Annotated in this window: 21 protein-coding genes; 2 read left to right on the forward strand and 19 right to left on the reverse strand. The window is 66.1% G+C overall.

The genetic code is table 11. The annotated features are described in order from the left end of the window. Positions 1 to 8: 8 nt before the first annotated feature. Positions 9 to 962 carry a tetratricopeptide repeat protein gene (locus ACYVG2_RS14145; protein ID WP_460781587.1) on the reverse strand — a complete coding sequence of 318 codons (954 nt, stop codon included), beginning with the start codon at positions 960 to 962 and terminating at the stop codon, positions 9 to 11. Continuing rightward, on the reverse strand, positions 959 to 2,854 hold the full coding sequence (locus tag ACYVG2_RS14150; protein ID WP_460781588.1) for a glycosyl transferase: 1,896 nt from the start codon (positions 2,852 to 2,854) through the stop codon (positions 959 to 961). Before ACYVG2_RS14150 ends, ACYVG2_RS14145 begins: the two co-directional genes overlap by 4 nt. Before the next feature lie 176 nt (positions 2,855 to 3,030). Here ACYVG2_RS14150 and ACYVG2_RS14155 point away from each other — a divergent pair, with 176 nt between their 5' ends. Further along, positions 3,031 to 4,083: an AI-2E family transporter gene (locus tag ACYVG2_RS14155; protein ID WP_448965735.1), complete on the forward strand. Its 1,053-nt coding sequence runs from the start codon at positions 3,031 to 3,033 to the stop codon at positions 4,081 to 4,083. An 18-nt stretch (positions 4,084 to 4,101) separates the two neighbouring features. Here the strand turns inward: ACYVG2_RS14155 and ACYVG2_RS14160 are convergent, their stop codons facing one another. The 9 genes from ACYVG2_RS14160 to rpsB form a co-directional block, all read right to left on the reverse strand. Then, positions 4,102 to 4,809, reverse strand: coding sequence for an alpha/beta hydrolase (locus ACYVG2_RS14160; RefSeq protein ID WP_460781945.1), 708 nt, complete (start codon positions 4,807 to 4,809; stop codon positions 4,102 to 4,104). 2 nt (positions 4,810 to 4,811) lie between these two features. Further along, complete coding sequence (locus tag ACYVG2_RS14165; protein ID WP_448965736.1) at positions 4,812 to 5,099, reverse strand: hypothetical protein; 288 nt, start codon at positions 5,097 to 5,099, stop codon at positions 4,812 to 4,814. Between the two features lie 9 nt (positions 5,100 to 5,108). Next, a complete protein-coding gene (locus ACYVG2_RS14170; RefSeq protein WP_460781589.1) occupies positions 5,109 to 5,801 on the reverse strand; it encodes an aggregation-promoting factor C-terminal-like domain-containing protein in 693 nt (230 codons plus the stop codon). A 58-nt stretch (positions 5,802 to 5,859) separates the two neighbouring features. Then, a complete protein-coding gene (locus ACYVG2_RS14175; protein ID WP_460781590.1) occupies positions 5,860 to 6,429 on the reverse strand; it encodes a DivIVA domain-containing protein in 570 nt (189 codons plus the stop codon). A gap of 20 nt (positions 6,430 to 6,449) precedes the next feature. Further along, on the reverse strand, positions 6,450 to 7,553 hold the full coding sequence (locus ACYVG2_RS14180; RefSeq protein WP_460781591.1) for a phosphatidate cytidylyltransferase: 1,104 nt from the start codon (positions 7,551 to 7,553) through the stop codon (positions 6,450 to 6,452). 6 nt (positions 7,554 to 7,559) lie between these two features. After that, entirely contained in the window at positions 7,560 to 8,114 is a 555-nt protein-coding gene (gene frr / locus ACYVG2_RS14185) for a ribosome recycling factor (RefSeq protein ID WP_460781592.1), read from the reverse strand. Between the two features lie 69 nt (positions 8,115 to 8,183). Continuing rightward, entirely contained in the window at positions 8,184 to 8,900 is a 717-nt protein-coding gene (pyrH, locus tag ACYVG2_RS14190; RefSeq protein WP_448965741.1) for a UMP kinase, read from the reverse strand. A 94-nt stretch (positions 8,901 to 8,994) separates the two neighbouring features. Beyond that, a complete protein-coding gene (gene tsf, locus ACYVG2_RS14195; protein WP_460781593.1) occupies positions 8,995 to 9,822 on the reverse strand; it encodes a translation elongation factor Ts in 828 nt (275 codons plus the stop codon). Positions 9,823 to 9,863: 41 nt separating this feature from the next. Further along, positions 9,864 to 10,856: a 30S ribosomal protein S2 gene (gene rpsB / locus ACYVG2_RS14200; protein WP_460781594.1), complete on the reverse strand. Its 993-nt coding sequence runs from the start codon at positions 10,854 to 10,856 to the stop codon at positions 9,864 to 9,866. Positions 10,857 to 11,171: 315 nt separating this feature from the next. On the opposite strand from rpsB, the gene ACYVG2_RS14205 reads away from it, so the two are divergent. After that, positions 11,172 to 11,762 carry a murein hydrolase activator EnvC family protein gene (locus tag ACYVG2_RS14205; protein ID WP_460781596.1) on the forward strand — a complete coding sequence of 197 codons (591 nt, stop codon included), beginning with the start codon at positions 11,172 to 11,174 and terminating at the stop codon, positions 11,760 to 11,762. Here ACYVG2_RS14205 and ACYVG2_RS14210 read toward each other — a convergent pair. The 8 genes from ACYVG2_RS14210 to ACYVG2_RS14245 all read right to left on the reverse strand — a co-directional run bounded on the left by ACYVG2_RS14210 (position 11,725) and on the right by ACYVG2_RS14245 (position 20,306). After that, positions 11,725 to 12,627 (reverse strand): tyrosine recombinase, encoded by a 903-nt coding sequence (locus ACYVG2_RS14210; protein ID WP_460781597.1) that lies wholly within the window; start codon positions 12,625 to 12,627, stop codon positions 11,725 to 11,727. The two genes, ACYVG2_RS14205 and ACYVG2_RS14210, sit on opposite strands and share 38 nt — an antisense overlap. Before the next feature lie 118 nt (positions 12,628 to 12,745). Then, entirely contained in the window at positions 12,746 to 13,909 is a 1,164-nt protein-coding gene (gene dprA, locus ACYVG2_RS14215) for a DNA-processing protein DprA (RefSeq protein WP_460781598.1), read from the reverse strand. Continuing rightward, on the reverse strand, positions 13,906 to 14,556 hold the full coding sequence (locus tag ACYVG2_RS14220) for an ATP-binding protein (RefSeq protein ID WP_460781599.1): 651 nt from the start codon (positions 14,554 to 14,556) through the stop codon (positions 13,906 to 13,908). The genes dprA and ACYVG2_RS14220 overlap by 4 nt, the downstream gene beginning before the upstream one ends. A gap of 432 nt (positions 14,557 to 14,988) precedes the next feature. Further along, positions 14,989 to 16,605: a recombinase family protein gene (locus tag ACYVG2_RS14225; protein WP_460781600.1), complete on the reverse strand. Its 1,617-nt coding sequence runs from the start codon at positions 16,603 to 16,605 to the stop codon at positions 14,989 to 14,991. Between the two features lie 6 nt (positions 16,606 to 16,611). Beyond that, complete coding sequence (locus ACYVG2_RS14230) at positions 16,612 to 16,890, reverse strand: hypothetical protein (protein ID WP_460781601.1); 279 nt, start codon at positions 16,888 to 16,890, stop codon at positions 16,612 to 16,614. A gap of 42 nt (positions 16,891 to 16,932) precedes the next feature. Further along, positions 16,933 to 17,088, reverse strand: coding sequence for a hypothetical protein (locus ACYVG2_RS14235; protein ID WP_460781602.1), 156 nt, complete (start codon positions 17,086 to 17,088; stop codon positions 16,933 to 16,935). A gap of 147 nt (positions 17,089 to 17,235) precedes the next feature. Beyond that, entirely contained in the window at positions 17,236 to 18,165 is a 930-nt protein-coding gene (locus ACYVG2_RS14240) for a hypothetical protein (protein WP_460781603.1), read from the reverse strand. A gap of 83 nt (positions 18,166 to 18,248) precedes the next feature. Next, positions 18,249 to 20,306, reverse strand: a complete 2,058-nt coding sequence (locus ACYVG2_RS14245; protein WP_460781604.1) for an ATP-binding protein — start codon at positions 20,304 to 20,306, stop codon at positions 18,249 to 18,251. Between the last annotated feature and the right edge of the window lie 165 nt (positions 20,307 to 20,471).

Here is a 20,471-nt window from a genome sequence, read left to right on the forward strand (position 1 = left end):
CGGAGCGATCAGAACAGCAGTGACGACAGGCGGTTGCGCGCCGCGATCACACGCGGATCGTTGGCGCCGATGAGCCCGAACAACTCGACGAGCCGCTCACGCACCGGTGCGCGCTCGTCGGACGGCAGCGCGGCGAACAGATCGAGCAGCCGTCCGAATGCGTCCTCCACATGTCCGCCGGAGATGTCGAGATCGGCGACGGCGAACTGGGCGTTCACGTCGAGTGGCGCGGCGGCGGCCGCAGCGCGGGCCTGCTGCAGGTCGAGACCCTGCACACGGTCGAGAAGACGCACCTGACCGAGTCCTGCGCGCGCATCCTCGTCGCGCGGGTTCTCAGCGAGAGCCTTCTCATAGGCTGTGATCGCCGCCGGGAAGTCGCCGGCTTCGATCGCGGCGAAGGCCTCTGCATGCAGGGGCGGCAGCGGCGGCTCCTGGGGCTCTTCGGCCTCGTCGGCGCCGTCCGCATCCGCCGGAGCGCCAGGGACCGAGCCCGTGACACCGTTCTGCGCGGCCACCTGCAGCAGCTGGTCGAACACCTGCCGCACCTGCTCCTCCGGCACCGCACCGGTGAACATCGGGACCGGCTGGCCAGCGATCAGCGCGACGACCATCGGGATGGACTGCGCCCGGAAGCTCTGCGCGAGCTGCGGGTTGGCGTCGACGTCGACCTTCGCCAGCACGACGCGTCCCGCGAGCTCGGTGACGACCTTCTCCAGGATCGGGCTGAGCTGCTTGCAGGGTCCGCACCATTCGGCCCACAGGTCGACCACGATGGGCACCGTGCGGGAGAGCTCCATGATCTGGCCGAAGGTGGCGTCCGTCACATCGACGATGAATCCTCCCGACGCGGCGCCGTCGCCACCCGCCGGAGCGGGAGCCGCATCCGCGGTGGGCGCCGGACGGTTGCGCAGGCTCGAGAGGTCGACGGCGCCACGAAGGGCAGCGGGTGAGATGTCGGTCATTTGATCACTTCCACGTCGAGGATGTCCTGGTGTACAGCGAGGAGACGGATCTGCTCGGTCGAACCCTGAGCCGGCACCGAGAAGAACAATTGGAGGCCGTAAGTGGTCACGACGCCCTTGGCTGCCTCTTCGACTCCGGTGAGCGTCTTCGCCTCGGGATTCTCCCCGAACTTGATCACCGCATCGGTCGAGGTCGGCGTGATCGTCTCGCTGTCGATCGTCGACACCGCCACGATCGCGCCGCTGTCGAGCGTTGCGAGGGCGACGGGCGGAGCCGTGCCCGCCACGATGTCGAACGCCGTCTTCGAGGTCTCGGCGGCGCCGTTGTCGATGAGGGACTGGGTGACGGCCGCGCGGCTCGCGGCGATGGAGTCCGCGAGGGTGATGCTCACCGGATCGAAGAGGGAGCGGTATTCGCTCTTCTCCCCCGCGTCGACCACGTCGGCGAAGGCCGTCGCGACTTCCTCGGGTGCGAGCGCGAGGAACGCGGACGCGTTCTCGGTGATGAGACTGGTGCCCAGCCACGCCGGAGCGAGTTCCGGCACCTCGGCCGACGCCTGCATCTCGGCGATATTGTTGACCTTGTAGTTCGACCACGGATCGGCCTGCGTCATGGTGAGGATGACGGGCGGCACCGTCTCGTCGCTCTTGCTCTTGCTGAGCACCAGCACCGTGCGGGGCCATTCGTCCGTGGCCTGCGGGAGCAGGACCTCGATGACGTCCGTCGGGATCGGCGCCGGCAGGGCTCGGTCGGTGAGAGTGGCGCGCAGCGTGTAGTCCGTGGTCCTGGCGGCCAGCGCGGCGCCGTCGAGTCGCGTCGCCGCGAGGTCGATGTCCAGAGCGGTGTCCGCATCCGTCAGGGTCGCCGCGATGTTCTTGAGGATGCGCGACGCCTGAGCCTCGGTGACTGCCGGAGGCTTCTGGTTCTCCGGCGTGATCACCGTCTGCGTCGGCGAAGGTGTGGGCGAGGCTTCGCCGAACTGCGGCCAGGAATCGCTCGAGCAACCGGCGAAGAGCAGGGCGGCGACTCCGAATGCCGGCAGCACGAGCAGACGTCGTCGGACGGAGTGCGCACGGCGCTCGCTCTTCGGCGCGCCCTTATCGGCGGGCGACCCCTCGGCGGGCACCTCATCGGATGAGGGCTCCGCCCCTTCAGGCGTCTCGATGGCTCTGCGCACCGGTGCCGGCTCCACTGAGAGGTCGATGGGCTCGGTCGCCGGGAGCGGCCCAGGTCCCTTGCGCCGCGGGCCCCGTCCCCTCCGCTGATGACGGATGGCCAGCACGTACATGACGAGGCCGAACAGCAGCACGGCACCGCCTGCCACGATGAGCGGACCGACCCACGGTGTGGAGCGATCCAGCGGCCACGAGACGACGACGTCCTCCGGCGCGTCCTGCGTGCCGTCCTTCGCGATCAGGACACTCATGCCGGCGGGAAGCTGCATGTCGGTGATGAGCTGATCGGCTTCACTGAAGGAGTCCAGCCAGAGGTCCGATCCCGCAGGGTTGCGACCTTCCTCCGGCGCAGCCTCGCCTTCGGCGCCCTCCTCCGGCTCGTCGGCCGCGTCCTCCGGCTCGACGAGCGTGCTCGCGGTCGTGCCGTCCGAGTCCAGCTTCACCGAGTTGTACGTGGCATCCGAGAGCCAGGCTTCGAGGTCGGCGGTGCGGCCGTACGCGGCGAAGATGTCTCCCTCACCGCGGATCAGGAGGGTCTGCTGCCCCGGATTCTCTCGGAGCACGGCACCGTCGACGAGCAGGTACGGAGCCGGCTCCTCCACGCTCAGTTCCGTCTGCTGGGCCGATGGGCCCATGAAGATGGTTCGCTGAGCGATGCCCGCTCCGATGAGAAGCGTGGCCAGGACGAAGGCCACGACGGCCCACACGAAACGCACGAAAAGTCTCCTTACGTGACCCCGGCGCCTCGCCCGGGTCTCCGCTCGACGTTTCAGACTATCGAAACTGGCTGAGTGTTGACTACGAGGGGCCGCAACCCCGACCCATCGGCACGTCGCGAATTCACGTCGCCACTTCACGACTACCCTGAGAGCAGTCTTCTCGAGGAGAGCGCATGAAGCTTCACAATCCGTTCCGCACGGCCCTGGTGGCCACGCTCGGCGTGGGACTGGGCATCCTGCTGATCGGCAGCGTGCAATCGCTCTCCACTGTGCTGCTGTACGTCGGGACCGCGCTGTTCATCAGTCTCGGACTGGATCCGGTCATCTCCTTCCTCGAGCGCCGCAAACTCCCCCGCTGGCTCGCGGTCATCGTCACGATCCTCGGAGTGCTCGGCATCTTCGCCGGAATCGTCCTCATCGTGCTCCCGATCATCATCGATCAGGTGAGCCAGCTCGTCGAGCAGATCACGAAGCTCGTCCAGTCGAGCAATGACATCTGGGGCGACCTGCGCGAATGGCTGGGAGCGGTGTTCCCCGCCCTCGACATCGATCGCATCCTGACCGAGGCGCAGGACTGGCTCCTCGCCAACATGGGAGACATCACCGGGGGCGTCATCGCGGTGAGCCTCAACCTCGTGACCGGTCTGTTCGGTGCCTTCATCGTGCTGATCCTGACGATCTACCTGACGGCGTCCACCCCTTCGCTCAAGCGGTCGGTGTATCAGCTCGTCCCCGCCTCGCGCCGACCGCGCTTCATCGATCTGGCGGAGCAGATCACCGATTCGGTCGGGTACTACGTGATGGGCCAGGTCACGCTCGGGATGATCAACGGTGTGCTCAGCGCGGTCTTCCTCAGCATCATCGACGCCCCGTTCGCCGCGGTGCTCGCAGTCGTCGCGTTCTTCTTCTCCCTCATCCCGCTGGTGGGAACGCTCACCGGCTCGACGATCATCGTGCTCGCATGCCTCATCCCCGGCCTCGGGTCGCCGGCGACGGCGCTCGCGGCAGGCATCTACTATCTGATCTACATGCAGATCGAGGCGTACATCATCTCGCCGCGCATCATGAGCCGTGCGGTGTCCGTGCCCGGCGCGGTGGTCGTGGTCGCGGCGCTCGCCGGCGGATCACTGCTCGGGCTGCTCGGCGCCCTGATCGCGATCCCGGTCGCGGCCAGCATCCTGATCATCTACCGCCAGGTGCTCATCCCACGCATGAACGAGAGATGACGCGGCCGGCGTGGATCCTCAGGGCCACTCGTTCGGCAGCGGCAGGGCATCCGGGTTGACGACCGCCACGATCTCGGTGAGGACACGGCGCACCTGCGCTTCGCCGACCCAGAGGTGAGAGCCGCCCTCGACGTCGATCAGGGTGATGTCGGGGATCGACGAGAATCGCTCGCGCGCCTCCGTGGGTCGCAGGTAGTCATCGAACTCGGGGATCAGCGCGATCACGCGGCGATCGTCATCCGCCCATGCCGCGATGTCGCTCGCCGTTGCCCTGTGCAGAGGGGGCGCGAGCAGGATGACGCCCTCGATGTCGTGCTCCCGTCCGTACTTCAGTGCGAGCTCGGTGCCGAACGACCACCCGAGGAGCCAGGGCCGCGGTAGAGCCCGCTCTCGAACGAGATCCATCGCCGCGGCGACGTCGAACTGCTCCGCCTCGCCCCCGTCGAACCTCCCCTGGCTGGTCCCGCGCGGTGAACTCGTGCCACGGGTGTTGAATCGAAGCACGGCCAGGTCGGCGAGAGCAGGCAGACGCGCGGCGGTCTTGCGCACGATGTGCGAATCCATGAAGCCGCCGGCGGTCGGAAGCGGATGCAGCGTCACCAGCGTCGCGACGGGCGCAGCGGCCTCCGGCCGCGCCAGTTCGCCCACGAGCGTCAGCTCATCCGCCGTGAAGAGCTCTACCGGCTCGCGCGATGCCGGCAGTTCCAACGGTCCGCGGATCTCCATGCTCACGCCATCCGCCAGCAGTGGGTGTGCCAGTGCCGGCGCGCGGCGAGATCGGCGGCATCGCCGAGCACTCCGTCCGCACGCCATACGACCTGGTGCGCGGTGCCGGCGACGATGACGCCGCGGCATCCGGGGCAGGTGTAATCCTTCTGCGCCTGCTGCGTCGAGACCGGCTGCACGACCCACTCACGCCCGTGACGGGTCTCGCTGCGCTTCCACCCCGCCAGCAGCCTGTCGAAGGAGTCGTCAGTGTCCGGGCGCTCCTGGCGCCTTCTGTGGGAGCGGGGCATGTCGGAGCATTACCACCAGTTGTTGTTGATCCAGAACTCGTACGCGCCGGCCCAGCTGCCGTAGCGACCCGTGGCGTAGCCGTTCGCCCATCGCAGGTTGTCGACCGGGTCGTAGCCGTTACCGGGAACCTTGCTGCACGGGAGCGCCTGGACGAGTCCGCACGCACCGGAAGAGGAGTTGGTCGCGTTGGGGTTCCAACCGCTCTCCTTGGCGACGATGTAGTCCACGTAGCCCCAATCACCTGAGGCGATGCCCGCAGCGGCCATCCACTCGGCCGGTGCTCCACCGCCCGTGTAATACACCGGGCCGGGTCCGCCGCCGGACGATTCGGACGACTCTGCGGACGCGGGCTCTGGCTCCGGCTCTGGAGTCGGAGTGGGGGTCGGCGTCACGTAGACGTCATAGGCGCCGCGTGTGACGGTCTCGATCGACGCACCCGTGGTGACAGTCAGATCCTGCGTGTCCTGAGCGGCGATCGAGAACGGCGTCTGCACGTCCGCAGTGGGCGGATCCGCCAGAGCCATCCCCGTCGGTGCGACGATCGCCGCAGCGAACGCGACCACTCCGAATGCCGCGAAACCGCCGACGACGCCGCGACGCCGCGACCAGCGGCCACGCGGGCGCACAGGCGATCGCGGGGTTGCAGACCTCGCCGGCGCAGCGCTGGCGACGGTGGGCTCGATCTCGGTACCGGAAGTCACAATAGCTCCAGTGTATCCAGGCGCACCTGATACCTCCATCCGAATGCTCGGTGAAAGATCAGCGGACGGCGAGGATCACATCGATGGTGGCGTCCAGCAGCGCGTCGACTTGCTCCTCGCGGTAGCCGCCGCGCTGCATCCGGAATGCGGCGGATCGCAGCTGCTCGACCGAGAGCTCATCGCCGTCGCGCAGAAAACGGACGATGCGCGCCGCCACGTGATCGACTTCGTCGACGCGGTAGCCGAATGAGAGGAAACCCGCTCGCGCGAACTTGTGCCGTCGGCTGCGAGCGAGATGATCGAGGATCACCTGCGCCTCGGATCGTGCCTGCACGACCCAGGCCTCCGCACCCTCCGTGCGGACCGTGCGCTCGCGCTGCCGTGCCGCCAGTGCGTCCTCGACACGACCGAGTGCGGCGTCCACCTCGGCGATGTCGTAGCCGCCCTTCACCAGCGGGAACGACGCGATCCGCACATCGGCGGCGGACAGATCGTCCGCGTTCTGCTCGAAGCTGTCGCGCGCGGCGGCCAGGAAGGTGTCCACGGCAGTGCGGTGGTATCCGCGCTCACGGCCGCTCACCGTGCGGAACGCCGGCGTCGTCGTGCTGTCGTCGTCGATCTCGTTCACATCGTTCACCGTATCCGAAGTCATGGCAGCGTCACCCATGGTGAAAGGAGGAAGTAGAGGCTCAGGGCCGGGATCGTCGACGGCAGGATGCTGTCCAGTCGATCGAGGAGCCCCCCGTGACCCGGCAACCAGGAACTCATGTCCTTGATCCCGATGTCGCGCTTGATCATCGACTCGCCGAGATCACCCAGGGTCGCTGAGAGCAGGATGGCGACGCCGAAGAGCACTCCCGCCCACCACGGCAGATTCAGCAGGAAGATGGCGAGCAGCACACCGGCCGCGATAGCGGCGACGACCGCCCCTGCGAAGCCTTCCCACGTCTTCTTGGGGCTGATGCGCGGAGCCATCGGATGCTTCCCGAAGGCGAGTCCGGCCGCATACGCACCGGTGTCGGATGCGACGGCGATCCCGATGAACGCGAGCACCCACCACTGCCCGCCCTCCTGAGCGAGCAGCAGAAGCGCGACCCCGGTGAGGAACGGCACGTAGATCTGTACGAAGCCGCTCACGATGACATCCGTGAGGACGTCGCCGTAGGTGCGGCCGTCCTTCGAGAGCATCTGCGCCAGAAGGCGCCAGACGATCACCAGCACGACGGCGAAGAGCAGCGTCACCCAGATGAGCCACGGCGGTGCGAAGTAACCAGCCAGCACCAGGGCGACGCCGGCGATGATCTGCGGGACGATGTCGACCCTGCGCCCCGCGGCCCCCAGCGCGCGCGTGAGCTCGAAGATGCCGAGCACGGCGATCGCCAGGGCGATCGGCACGAACAGTTCCTTGATGAACATCAGGGAGGCCAGCAGTATCGCGCCGAATCCCAGCCCGACGAGGATCGCGAGGATCAGATCACGACCGGTTCTCGCCTTGATCCGTTCGTTCGCCTGGTCGAGGTGCTCGCGGGCCTGCGTCACGTGGGTCTCGAACTCCCCCCGCGCCTGACGCAGTTGTCCCCGAACGGCGGCGGCCGGATCGGTCGGATGCGCAGCACTGCGCGGCAGCGGCGGACGCGGCGGGATCGCCGTCTCGTCCACGACGGGGACGTCGGCTTCCGGGGTCGCTCCGTCACGGGCCTCGCGCCGCGTCAACGGGCGCTGCTCGTCATCGGAACCGACTGCGTCGCTCATCCTCGATTAAACCTCGAGCAGCTCGGTCTCTTTGCGCTTGAGGGCGTCGTCGATGAGATCGACGTGCTGACGCGTCAGGGCGTCGAGCTCCTTCTCACCGCGCGCGATCTCATCCTCACCGACGTCGCTCTTGAGCGCGTCGAGCTCGTCCTTGGACTTGCGGCGGATCCCGCGGATCTGCACCTTCGCGTCCTCGCCCTTGGAACGGACGATCTTGACGTACTCCTTGCGGCGCTCTGCGGTGAGCTCCGGCATGGTCACGCGCACGATGTTGCCGTCGTTCGTCGGGTTCGCACCGAGGTTGGGCATGTCGCGGATCGCCTGCTCGATCGCCTTGAGCGCAGACTTGTCGTACGGCGTGATCACGAGCGAACGCGCCTCAGGGTTCGCCAAGGACGCGAGCTGCGCCAGCGGAGTGGGCGAGCCGTAGTAGTCCACCATCACCTTCTGGAACATCTGCGGGTTCGCGCGGCCCGTGCGCACGGTGGCGAAGTCCTCCTTGGCGGCTTCGACAGCACGCGTCATGCGGGAGGTGGTTTCAGCGAGGACATCCGCGATCACGGTGACTCCTATCGTCGGGGTGTTCCAGCAATTCTATCCGGGCGTGGGGTCACACCCTGCGTAATGCACTCAGGCGGTGACGCGTGTGCCGATCGGCTCACCGAGGATCGCACGGGTCACGTTGCCCACCGGCTCCATGCCGAACACGCGCATGTCCATGTTGTTGTCCATGCACAGGCTGAACGCCGTCGAGTCGACGACCTTGAGGCCGCGCTGCAGCGCATCCCGGTAGGTGACCTGCTCGATGCGGGTGGCCGTGGTGTCCTTGTTGGGGTCGGCGGTGTAGATGGCGTCCACGCCGTTCTTGGCGACGAGCACCTCGTCGGCGCCGATCTCCAGTGCCCGCTGCGCGGCGACCGTGTCGGTCGAGAAGTACGGCAGACCCGCACCGGCGCCGAAGATCACGACGCGCCCCTTCTCCAGGTGCCGTTCTGCGCGGCGCGGGATGTAGGGTTCGGCGACCTGGGTCATCGAGATCGCCGACTGCACGCGAGTGGCTGCGCCCGCCTGCTCGAGGAAGTCCTGCAGCGCCAGGGCGTTCATCACCGTGCCGAGCATGCCCATGTAGTCGGCGCGGCCGCGGTCCATGCCGCGCTGGCTCAACTCCGCGCCGCGGAAGAAGTTGCCACCGCCGACCACGATCGCGACCTCGACCTGATCCACCGCTGCGGCGATGTCACGCGCGATCTGACCGACGACGTCCGGGTTGACGCCCAGCTGTCCGGCCCCGAATGCTTCGCCGGAGAGCTTGAGAAGGACGCGTCGGCGTCCGGTGCGTTCAGTCATGGGTGGGTGGTCCTCTCGTCCCGATTCAAGATAGTGCCTTGTGGGCATGGAAAAGGGGTTCGGATCACATCGGATCCGAACCCCTTCACAACTGCTACGCGCCGACCTTGAAGCGCGCGAAGTCCGTCACGGTGATACCGGCGTCCTTCGCCACCTGGGCGACAGAGAGCTTGTTGTCCTTGGCGTAGTCCTGCTCGAGCAGGGCGACCTGCTTGATGAACGCGGACACGCGGCCTTCGACGATCTTCGGCAGCGCGGCCTCTGGCTTGCCCTCGTTGCGCGAGATCTCTGTGACGATCTCGCGCTCCTTCTCGACGGCGTCGGCCGGCACATCGTCCCGGCTGAGGTACGACGGGTTCGCGAACGAGATGTGCTGAGCGATGCTGCGCGCGGTCTCCGCGTCGCTGCCCGTGTAGGCGACGACGACGCCGATCTGCGGAGGCAGGTCCTTGCTGGTGCGGTGCAGGTAGACCTCGACGGCGTCGCCGGTCACCGTGCGCACCTGGCGCAGTTCGACCTTCTCGCCGATGATGGCCGCCTCTTCGGAGATCAGGTCTCCGACGCTCTGGTTGCCTGCGGATGCCGCGAGGGCGTCATCGACCGAGTTCGCCTTCGCCGCGGCAGCGGCGTCTGCGACCTTGTCGGCCAGCGCGATGAAGCGCTCGTTCTTCGCAACGAAGTCGGTCTCGCAGGCGAGCTCGATCAGCGTGACGCCGCCGTCCTGCTCACGAGCGACGACGAGGCCCTCGCTCGTGGAACGATCGGCACGCTTCGCGTTGCCCTTCGCACCCTTGAGGCGGAGGATCTCGACGGCCTTCTCGCGGTCGCCTTCGGCTTCCTCGAGCGCCTTCTTCGTGTCGACCATTCCGGTGCCGAGCTGCTCACGCAGCGCCTTGATGTCGGCGATGGTGAAGTTGGCCATGTGTGGTGGCTCCTTGCTTCGTGATGTGTGTGAACGCGGAATTACTTGGCGTCGGCCTCGGCCGGAGCCTCGGTCGCCTCAGCGGCGGGAGCCTCAGCGGCGGGAGCCTCTTCGACGGTCTCGGTCGCCTCAGCGGCGGTCTCGGTCGCCTCAGCGGCGGGAGCCTCTTCGACGGTCTCGGTCGCCTCAGCGGCGGGAGCCTCTTCGACGGTCTCGGTCGTCTCAGCGGCCGGAGCCTCTTCAGCGGCGGTCTCCGCTGCGGGAGCCTCAGCACCCTCAGCAGGCGTCTCGAGAAGTTCCTTCTCCCACTCAGCCAGCGGCTCAGCGTCGCCCGACTCGGGGTTGTGCTTCTGCTGCAGGCCTTCGGCCGCTGCGTCGGCGATGATGCGGGTCAGCAGCGAGACGGAGCGGATCGCGTCGTCGTTGCCGGGGATCGGGTACTGGAAGTCGTCGGGGTCGGCGTTCGTGTCGAGGATGCCGATCACGGGGATGCCGAGCTTCTTGGCCTCGTCGATGGCCAGGTGCTCGCGCTTGGCGTCGACGACCCACAGAGCCGAAGGCGTCTTGGTCAGGTTGCGGATACCGCCGAGGGACTTGTGCAGCTTGTCGAGCTCGCGCTTCTTGAGCAGCAGTTCCTTCTTGGTGAAGCCGCTGTTCGCGGGCGTCTCGTAGTCGAGCTCCTCGAGCTCCTTCATGCGTGCGAGACGCTTGGAGATCGTCTGGAAGTTGGTGAGGAGACCACCGAGCCACCGCTGGTTGACGAAGGGCTGGCCGACGCGGGTGGCCTGCTCGGCCAGGATCTCCTGGGCCTGCTTCTTGGTGCCGACGAAGAGGATGGTGCCGCCGTGGGCGACGGTCTCTTTGACGAAGTCGTAGGCGTTGTCGATGTACCCCAGCGACTGCTGAAGGTCGATGATGTGGATGCCGCTGCGCTCGGTGAGGATGAAGCGCTTGACCTTCGGGTTCCACCGACGGGTCTGGTGTCCGAAGTGCACGCCGCTGTCGAGCAGCTGGCGGATGGTGACCACAGCCATGGTCGTCTCCTTGTTCTGGCGCGCCTGGCGCCGTTGAGGTTGTTCTCGCCGATCGGATGATCGGCATGCCTGGTGCCCGGCGCACTCCCACCCGCTCTTGCGAGCAGGACCTGAGGGGGTGGATGCCACGATCTCGTCCGTGCGGACTTCGATCGCTCTGGGCACGCGTAGTCACCCCGATGATCGAGGTGCGACCTCCAGTGTACAGGATCCCTCGGCGTCGGCTGCTTCTGCACATGACGCGGTCTTCGCTGATTCTCCCCCGGATGCGGGTTCTCCTCCACGCATCCGCGGCGGAGATCCCAGGATGGTCTGATGCGGACTCAGGGCGGCGGCAATCCCAGGATCTCCACGGCGCGGAACCTCCTCGTTCTCGTGCTGCTGCTGTGCGTGCTCCCCGCGGCGTCGCTCGTACCGCCGACGCCCGATCCACCATGGGTGTGGCCGGTCGACGGAGGACGATCCGTCATCACGCCGTTCCGGGCACCCGCGCACGACTACGGCCCCGGTCACCGCGGCATCGACGTGTCCGCTGCCGTGGGCGGCGTCGTCCGCGCGCCCGCGGCCGGGGTCGTGGCCTTCCGCGGCGTCGTGGTGGACCGCCCGCTGGTCACGATCGACCACGGTGGCGGCATCGTGACGACGCTCGAGCCCGTGACGTCGACGCTCGCGCCAGGCACCGCGATCACCGCAGGCGAGGATGTGGGCCTCGTCGCGCGCGGTGGCCACACTCCCCTCGGTCAACTGCACCTCGGCGTGCGCTACGACGACGTGTACATCAATCCGATGCTGATGTTCGGCGATGTCCCCCGCGCGATCCTGCTGCCCTGCTGCGCTCAGCATCCGGCCGCCGATTCGACGGACGCGTTCATGCCCGAGGGTGGGCGAGTCGGTAGGTCGCTGTGAGCCGCTCCGAGGAGACGTGCGTGTAGATCTGCGTGGTCCCCAGGCTCGCGTGCCCGAGGATCTCCTGCACCGCCCTGAGATCGGCACCGCCGTCGAGGAGATGCGTGGCGGCGGAGTGCCGGAGCGCGTGCGGTCCGACCGCCTCGGCGCCGATGATCGGTCCGAGTGCCTGCGCGACCAGCGTGTAGACGGCACGCGGGCCGAGCCGCCCACCGCGCGCTCCGAGGAAGACGGCCGGTGTCGGACGTTGCGCACGCGCGGCGAGCGTGCTGCGCGCCCGCGTGAGGTATGCGCCGAGAGCATCGCGAGCGGGTGTCCCGTACGGCACCACACGCTCCTTCGAGCCCTTGCCGAGCACCCGCGCCGTGGCGCGATCCAGATCAAGGTCGTCGACGTCGATCCCGCACAGCTCGGAGACCCGCATGCCGGAGCCGTACAGGAGCTCGAGGATCGCGTGGTCCCGAAGACGTGCAGGGTCGCCGTCGGTGGCCGCGTCGCGGTAGGCGTCCAGCAGAGTGCTCATGCCGTCCTGCGACGCGACGGCGGGAAGCGTTCGGCCCCGCTTCGGCGCGATCAGGCGCAGGCTCGGATCCACGCTGATCAGTTCCTCGTCCTTCGCCCACGCGAAGAAGGAGCGGGCGGCTGCGGCGCGTCTCGCCAGCGTGGAACGCGCGTCGCCGCGTTGCGTGGCACGCCAGAGCCAGTCCCGCAGCGCCTCGAGGTCGACGTCGGCGAGCGGCCTGCCCTCGACCGCATCCGAGAGATCGCGAAGGTCCGAGCGGTACGCGCGCACAGTCGCCGCTGAGAGCCGGCGCACCTGCGCCAGATGCGTGCTGAACGCATCGGCGGCGGCATCGAGGTCCATCCATCCAGCATGCCTCGCAGTGCTCACTGGGACGAGGCGCCTCGCCGTCGCGGTGAGACGGTGAGATCCGCAGAACGATGCCGGAGTGAACCTGCTGCTCACCCGTATCGCGGAGCGTTCACCCGGTCCGCAGCCGCCACCCGGCCTCGTCGCCGCGCACGCGCTCTTCCAGCGACAGCAGGCCCAGCAGCGCGCGCACCCGATCCTCCGACAGCCCGGCGATCCGCGCGAGTTCTGCGGCGGAGCGGGGCGTGCGTGTGCTCATCGCGTCGATGAGTCGGGTCTGATCGGGATCGACCCTGGCCGCCCCGCCGCCGCCCGCACGCGTCGCATCGATACCGAGCAGTTCCCGCACCTCCTCGGTGCTCGTCACGCAGCGCGCATCGTACTCGCGCAGCAGCCGATGGCACCCGGCGGACGCCGCTGAGGTCACTGGCCCCGGCACCGCCCCGAGCGGCCTGCCGAGCGCCGCCGCGTGACCCGCGGTGTTCAACGACCCGCTGCGCCAGCCTGCCTCCACGACGACCGTCGCCATGCCCAGCGCGGCGATGAGGCGGTTTCGGGCGAGGAACCTCCATTTGGTCGGTGCCGCACCGCACGGAAGTTCGCTCACCATGGCTCCTGTCGATCGGATCCGTTCGAACAGCTGCTGATGTCCGGCGGGATAAGCACGATCGACCCCTCCGGCGAGGAACGCGACCGTTCCGCCTCCCACGCCGAGTGCGGCACGATGAGCCGCTCCGTCGATGCCGTACGCACCCCCGGACACCACGAGGGTGCCGGACGCCGCCAGATCCCCGGCGAACTCGGAGGCGACCGACTCGCCGTATGCACTCGCCGCTCGTGCGCCGACGATCGAGACCCGTTCGGTCATGGACAGCCGGCCGACGTCGCCGCGGACCCACAGCAGCACCGGCGCGTGCTCGCCGAGGTCGTCGATCGCCTCCGGCCATTCCGGATCGCCCGGCAGGAGCAGTCGCGCCCCCACCTCGTGCGCACCCTGCAATGACCGCACGACGTCGCGCTGTCGCGCCCGTGGCCGCCAACGCCGCTGCGCTTCGCCGATGACGCGGTCCGACAGCGCGAATCGCGAATCATCCAGCGCGACACGCAGCGCGTCGACGGCGCCCAGCCGCGCGATGAGCGCGCCGGCCACGCCGTCGCCGGGCTCGGCGATCACGCCCCAGCTGACACGCGCCAGCGTCTGCGCCGGATCGTCATCCGGTCGGGCGAGACGTGCCGCCGCGAACGCCTCGGTGTCTGCGAGCAGCGTGTCGATCACGGGATCAGTCCTTTCTTCAGGAAGAGCGCGCGCCCGAGCTCGTCACGGCCAGGACGGTCCACCCCGGCGAGGTCCGCCATGGTCCAGGCCAACCGCAGCACGCGGTCGTAGCCGCGCAACGTGAGCAGTCCGCGCTCGAGCGCACGGTCGAGAGGAGCGCGCACATCGGTCGGGAGCCGCAGGGCCCCCTGTCGCAGATGTGATCCGGCCACCTCGGCGTTCACCGCCCATGGGGTCTCCGCCCAGCGCCGGGATGCGCGATCCCGCGCTTCGCGCACCCGTGCCCTGGCGTGCGCCGAGGTCGTCACCGGGCGCTCGGCCGTCGTCGCACGCGAGGCGGCGACGCGTGCGACCTGCAGGTCGATGTCGATACGATCCCGCAACGGTCCCGACAACCGTGCGGAGTACCGCCGGATCGCGATCGGCGGGCAGATGCACTCCGCACCGCGCACGCCGTGGTTGCCGCACGGGCACGGGTTGGTCGCCAGCGCCAGCTGGAACCGTGCGGGGAATCGCGCCCGGAATCCGGAGCGGTCGATCTCGATGCTCCCCGACTCGAGAGGTTGACGCAGGGCATCCAGCGCGACACGCGAGAACTCGGCGGCCTCAGCAAGGAATGGAAAGTACACCTCAATCGGTGCTCTCATTCTAGCCGCGAGCGGACTCGGAACGGGGCTGATCAGCACGCGAATCTGCATCAAGCACGATCAGATTGATGCATGAACGCGAACACCAACCCACCGTTGACATCGTCCGCCGTTGAGCAGTTGCGGAGCCTCATCGAGTCCGCCGCTGCCACCGATCCACCGCTGCGGGAGTGGGAGCTTTCACTCGCGTGCGGTCACAGGATTCGTTATCGGCAGCACGCCAGCCTCCACGGCCCGGACTCTCCGACCTGGCCGTGCGCCAACTGTGGGCATCGCCGCCGGCTGCTCGGATCGACCCCGGTGGACAAGCTACGGGAGCGGGCCTGGCGCCTCCGAGAAGCGCAGGTTGAGCATCGCCACGCGCTCAACGACGTGGCTAGATTGAACCGGCGGCTCTCTCGCGCGGAACGACGAGTCGCCGCCGCGCGAGCGTCACTCCTCAGACTGCAGAACGATGTTGAGTCGTTCGGCGGGGCGGCCGCGGCCCGGAGCGAGTTCGATGTGATCGATGAGCTGACGCAGCAGCGTCCGGCGTGACTCAGTGTTCAGTGTCGGCCATACGGCGACGAGTTGCTCATGTGTCAGCGGTGCCGGGTGTTCGATGGTGAGTGCAACGCGTTCCTCGTTCAAGTTCGCGATGCGCTCCATGACGCGGCCAGTCATCCCCGTGACGATCTGGTGAAGATCGCTACCGACCACCAGCGAAGACGCCTTGTTGCGAAGAGCGTCGAGTTCGTCACCCGCCACCGCCAGTTCTGCGTCGATGCGAGCAACGGCCGCGGCGTTCGACCTCGCAGCCTTTCTGTTGTGGGCGTCGAGGCGGTCGCTGGAGAAGAACCCGAACAACCACTCGATGACGTACTGCTCCGCGGCCGGCGCCGTGATCGACGCACCACCTGTGCAGGTACCGGGCCCGTGGCGGCGGTTCGCTTTGCACCGGTACACGTAGCGGGCCACCCGATGGCCGTCGGCGTCAGGTTTCTGAGGCTGCGAGACACCCGACAGAGACCCCCCGCAGGGGCATCGCAGCAGACCGGTGAGCAACCACGCGCGTGCACCCCACCCGTTCCGCGCGCCCGTACTGCGTGATCGCAACACGGCTTGGACGCGATGCCAGGTGTCGAGGTCGCAGACCGGCTCTTGGCTGATCACCGGCTCCCCGTCCGCGGTTCGGGCGATGTAGTCGAGCGGATCAACACTGACGCCTCGACGATGCGGCGGCAGTTGGTGCTGGCGGTAGCCGACCATGCGCGGCGAGGTCAACGCGGCACGCACCTTCTGCTCGCTCACGAGCCCACCGTCGCGGCCGGTGATCCCGAGGTGTGCTTTCCAGTGCACTGCGATCTCGCGGAGACCAGTGCCGGCGAGCACGAGGGCGACGGCGTCTTTCAATGCTTGGTGCTCGGCGGGGTGTGGTTCCAACCGCCGACCGGTGCGCCCTGCATGATCGGTGACGCGGGGGCCGGGTTGCCAGCCGAAAGGTGGTCTGCCGCCGTTGATGAAGCCGGCCTGCGCGGCGTGACGTTTCGCGGCACGCTGCCGTTCACTCATTGTGTCCGTCTCCGCCTCTGCCAACAACGCCTTCACCCCGGTGGAGAGTTTCGCCGCCGCGGTGACGCTGTTCAGTTCCTCGGTGGAGTCCTGATGCGACAACAACGTCACACCCTGCTGCTGGCACGAGGTCACCCATTCCAGGCAGCGCGACGCGACCCGAAGAGTGCGGTCGAGTTTCCAGAACGCCACCGCCCGCACCCGCCCCGACGCGATCCCCGCATTCAACGCACGCCACCCCGCACGCTCCGTCCGGGCATACGCGCTGGCGGAATCGCGGTCAACGTACTCCCCCATCACCGTCCACCCGCCCTCCGCCGCGAGCTTGCGCGTCAGATCGACGCGTTGCCGCTCGATCGCGTCCCGACCATCGCCGTGCGCACGCGAAAGCCGCAGGTACAGGAACACCGGCCGCGTGCCCGGCAAGGGTGTCTCGGGTCCGGTCCACCGAAACGGCGGAGGCTTCACCAGCGCGGGACGAAGGAGGACTGTCGTCATAGATGCCTAATCCGGAAACGGCGGCTCATCACCCCACGCACCCGTACCGGCACGATTCGCACGCCCGAACCCCGCACTCGCACGCTGCGCGAACGGGCTGCTGATCGAGGCCGAGTGCGTGCTGCGGTAAATCACTCGGTCACCCACGACGGTGCCGGCATACCGGCCGTTGGAGTCGAAAACCTTCTCGCCCCGGATACGACCGACGTGGGTGCCCGAGGAACTGAACAGGTCATCGCCGCGACGCTTCAGCGGTCGGCCATTCTTCGTATACAGATAGTCCATACGACGATCATCAGCTCGACCACTGACAATTGCGCGGTGCTGTCAGTCCTCGAACGGGCTCACAACCGAATGCACCCCATGCTCGGCACAAACAAATCCAATCCGCAGATGCCCGTCGGCCTCGAACGGTTCAGGCGGAAGATCACGGCCACACTCGGGGCAGGTGCGGTACATCAAGTTGCCATCGAGGTCTTCCATGACCCCAAACTACGCTGTGATCTCTCGACAATGTGAGGAGAAGCCGCGTTCACGCCGCTGCGAGTATTCATGGCCTTTCGCGGAGCCAGCACCGCGTGCGGCGAATAGGTAGGGTTCGCACGCCGTGCCTCGGCGAGATGAGCCGTGCTATGGGAGTGAGAGTCGCCTATTTCTCATTTCACCGGCCCAGCGCATTGTGGTGGGAAAATAGGGGCTCTCGGGCCAGGGCTTGTTCAGAATGTGCTCATCCCAGTCAATGGGAGCTGCCCCATCAAAATCAATCATGTATGGACGAGCAGACTTGGGGACAAGTCCACGCTCGACAATCACCCATCCTTCTCCCGTTATCTCCATCACTTTATAGATGTCGTAACTGCCCGTCATCTGAGGGCTGAACCGAGCTGCGTACATCAGTGTCTCCCCGAGCTGACGGGGCGTCTGACCCGCAAAGAACTTATCCATCCCATCGAATCCGGGGAGCCCGCTAGCGATAGTCGAGACGTCGGTGAGTACCTCCGCGATGGTACGGCCTGCTCGCCACTGAACCGTGGCAAGAATCTCGCCGTTATCCGATTCGATATGCAGGTCGATTTCGTTGTCATCGCGCAGCTCGAAACGCAGGTGGAGTTCGGAGTACAGCAACTCCACTCGCACACCGGTCTTACTGATTAGCTTTCGGTCGATGCCGGACCGGAGGGCGTGCGCAAATGGCGTGATGTTCTGTTCGCCGGCGAGTGAAGCGTAGAGGGCATCGAAGTCGTTGTGTTCCTTGAACATTGCCTCGCGAACGACCTCGTCCAGTTGGCGGGCGGCTTCCTCACGCCCTTCAGCCGTGTTGTAGTCGATCAGTTCAGAGATTCGGGCTTGAGCCTCACCTACCTCACGCTGAGTTTGCCGTACCACCTGGCGCGTCTCCTCGGCATCCTCCTCGATATCGCGAACACGACGCTCCAACAACCATTCGGTGAGCAGAAGCAGTGGCGCAAAGAGCAGAATCGCTGATCCTACGTTGAGGAGCGCGTCGCTCCCCCAAGCCCAGTTTTCCGATCCGCTCAGCAACCACGAGCCTGCGAGCATCGCAATGCCTACGAGCAGGGAGCCACCAAGGCCGGCCAATAGGCGGATACTGAGACTGTGGCGACGCATGTTGTAGGTTGCGGTCAGACTGCGGCGATCGCGGCAGGCGAGTTTTCGGCCGGGGCAACAGAATCTACGCCGTCGGCACCCGTAGCTTCCGGCGCCGGAAGCGGCGACAGATCCTTGTCGGGATCCACTTTCAGTACATCCGGCAGATACTCCGCGTGCCTGACTTTCAAGTATTCGATCCCGGCTTCTGTAGTCGGGTCGTAGTCCATGGACTCACGAACGAACTGGAGGCGGTGCTTTGCGTCACGAATGACCTGCGCCCAGGTGACAGCGCGAACCTTGATTCTCGGTGAGTCGCTTTCGAGCGTGACGCCCCTCTCGCGCCCGCTCTGACGGGTTCGGAGTTTCGCGTTGTTTGCGATCTTGTCACCGATGATCCAGAACTCCCATTTGGTGTCTGTTTCGGCGAATCTTGTGTCACTTGCTACCGTCTCGGCATAGTTCTCGATCTGTCGAATTTCGTCCTGTCCGATGTGCTGACTGGGGCGCTTTAGTTCGATAACGATATGCTCACGGTCGCTCTCACGTGACTTGATAACCGCGCTGAGCATGAGGTCGATTACGCGCACATGCCCATCCGGGTCCGTGACTTCTGCGGCTTCAACACTTTCAACTGTGACGACCTCACCGCCAAGAATGCCAAGGTTGTTACGCAGCACCGTCCGAAGGGTTTGGTCGTCACCCACTAGCGCATACTCCTCACGGAACACCCATGTTTCCTTCGCGAGGATGCGGTGAAGTTGAGAACGTTCCTTGACGACCCGCTTCAAATCTGGCTCGTTGATGATCGCTTCCAGGGATGCCAAAAACTCAAGTCGGTCAGAAATGGTCTTCGCAGATGAGATGACTCCGGCGAGGGAAGTCTTGTCAATCAGGCTTCGCAGGTCTTCGGCATCTTGCTCTGAGAGATTGACTACCTCTTCAAGCAGTGTGTGTACTGTCTCGGGGCTGTGCTCGAGCGCCTCTTTGAGCAGCCGAAGCGAGAGCTTTCGGGAGGCGATATCCGTCTTCTCAACGGCGGGGGCAGCAGCGATAGCAACGATGTCGAACAACTCGCGTGTAGCGGTCTTGAGTGCGCTACCGTTTTCATCCGGCCGGAAAGGGTATGAATCTTCCGTTTTCCATGACTCGATCATCCGGCTATATCGCTCATCGCGTCGCTTCTTAAAGTGCTCCCGAAGTTTGTCTTGCGCGGCGTCGATGACCGAGCTGATTGGCTCGCCCATCGCGCCCTCCATCATTAGGTCGTGGACGCGTTCAGCAAATCCATCCCACTTGACGTAAGCGGTGAAGTGATGGCCTGGCGCTTGAATACCGGGCTTCATCTCGTGGAGAGCGACACCTCGTTCATCACAGAGATACAACCCTCGGTCGTAGTTCGACTTCCACTCGATGATGGACATCGGTATCGAGACCCGGGTACCGTCAATAACGACTTCGAGATCAACGGGAGTGGTTTCCTCGATTAGGTCAGCCGGTCGAATCTCGCGCTCTCGAAAGTAGACCGTCGGCTGGTACTGCGTGATGTATACCGCAAGGGCCTTCGTGAGGTCTTCGATGACGCGATCAGAGTCCACGTACTTCAAAGCTGCGTCCGTCGGGGAAGTGATCGTGACTGTTGTGCCTGTAGCTTCCGCGTCGGATTCCGATACCTCTACATCGAACTCATGAGCGCTGCCCCTCGAACCTCGAATGACAACGAGCTTTCGACCCGTCGTGGCGTCATTGATCGATTCCCACCGCAATTCGTGCCCAAGTCCGTACGCTGCGAACCGACCACCACCGAGACGTCCGTGCAGGGCTCGTCCCTTCGGAGTCGATTGCGCAAGGCGCTTCCATGAGCCGCCAAGCGCCCCGAACTCATTCTCAGCACGGTCAGCAGGGAGGCCAGTACCGTTGTCACGGACGCTCACGGCCTCGATGCCGCCAATCCCCCCAAGCTGAAGATCTACATGAACCTCGTCTGCGTCCGCATCCAGAGCGTTCCATACAAGTTCGAGCAGCCCCGCGCGAGGGCTGGTGATGAACCGATCAAGATGATCCGCCGCTGCTATGACCCTTACTCGCCCCATACGCGGATTATCTCATGGACGTGAGACACCCCCCTCTTCTTGTCTCTCCACGACGGACGGCATCGAGACACCTCACTAAATGTGCCTGCCCTCCGCAACGGCTGGCGGTCAAAGATCGTTTTGTTTGACTACCGATCGGACTGACGAAGATCATCGCGTCGAGAA

This window comes from Microbacterium shaanxiense (assembly GCF_054779995.1).